Source organism: Intestinirhabdus alba (assembly GCF_009711095.1).
In the GTDB taxonomy this organism is placed as follows: Bacteria; Pseudomonadota; Gammaproteobacteria; order Enterobacterales; family Enterobacteriaceae; genus Intestinirhabdus; species Intestinirhabdus alba.
The window spans coordinates 1-1230 of record NZ_WMJZ01000109.1 but is presented as its reverse complement, the minus strand read 5'-3'; the positions used below and the strand labels follow the sequence as shown (position 1 = coordinate 1230).

General features: G+C 54.1%; 1 protein-coding gene. It reads left to right on the top strand.

Annotated features, from left to right (window positions below; translation table 11 throughout):
• The first annotated feature begins 59 nt into the window (after window positions 1–59).
• A protein-coding gene (locus GJV78_RS22615) for an IS3-like element ISEc15 family transposase (protein ID WP_209439286.1) occupies window positions 60–1195 on the top strand; the annotation gives its coding sequence in 2 pieces (ribosomal slippage) (window positions 60–306 and window positions 306–1195; 1137 coding nt in all).
• Window positions 1196–1230: the final 35 nt, after the last annotated feature.

Sequence of the window (1230 nt, the reverse complement as noted above, 5' to 3'; positions counted from 1 at the left end):
TGGAGTGCCCCCGAGCCCGTAGACAATTCTGCCCTATAGTTTGAGCATAGGAGGAGTCTATGGGCACACCACGTTTTACCCCTGAATTTAAGGAAGAGGCTGTCCGCCAGATCACCGAGCGGGGCTATTCCATCGCTGAAGTATCTGAACGGCTCGGCGTGTCGGCGCACAGCCTTTATAAATGGCTCCGGGCTGTTAAGCCTGACAACAGTGGGCAGCAGGCACAGGATTTACTTGATGCCAGAACAGAAATTCTCAGGCTGAAAGCACAGCTTAAACGCACTGAGGAAGAGCGGGATATTCTGAAAAAGGCAGCGCGGTACTTTGCAAGGGAGCCCGACTGAAGTACCGCTTTATCAACGATCACCGTGAAATCTGGTCGATTGTTACGATGTGTCGGGTCCTTAAGGTTGCCCGTGCCGGATTTTATGTCTGGCTCCATAACCCTGTATCCGCCGGAGAAAAGGATAACCAGCGACTGCTGGAACTCATCCGCGACTCCTATACGCTGAGTGGTGGAGTTTACGGTTATCGCAGGGTTCATGGCGATCTTCGCGAAATTGGCGAAGTGTGCAGCAGAAACCGGGTCGCCAAAATCATGAGGAAAAACAGGATCCAGGCTATACATGGTTATAAAGTGCCACGCGGAACCCGGGGACGACCGTCACTGATAGCGCCCAATCGCGTGCGGCGTGAATTTACTGTAGTGAAGCCCAATCAGGTGTGGGTCACCGACATCACCTACATCCGCACCTGGCAGGGCTGGCTGTACCTGGCAGTGGTTATCGATCTTTTTGCCCGTAATGTGGTGGGCTGGTCGATGAAACCGACACTGTCACGCGAACTGGCACTGGATGCGCTGCTGATGGCGGTCTGGCGACGTAAACCTGAAGAGAACGTCATTGTGCACAGCGATCAGGGCAGTCAGTATGGCAGTGATGACTGGCAGCGGTTCTGCCGGGCCAATAATCTGGTACCGAGCATGAGCCGTCGCGGCAACTGCTGGGATAATGCAGTGGCAGAATCGTTCTTCAGTTCACTCAAAAAAGAGCGCATCAGGAAGCGGATATATAAAACCCGGGACATGGCCCGGGCGGATATTTTCGATTACATTGAAGTGTTCTACAACCGTAACCGACGCCACAGCCACCTTGGAGGCGTCAGCCCGGAGGCCTTCGAAAAGGCCTCGCCGTGAGGACAGAAACTGTCTACCGGAGCGTGGTCACTCCA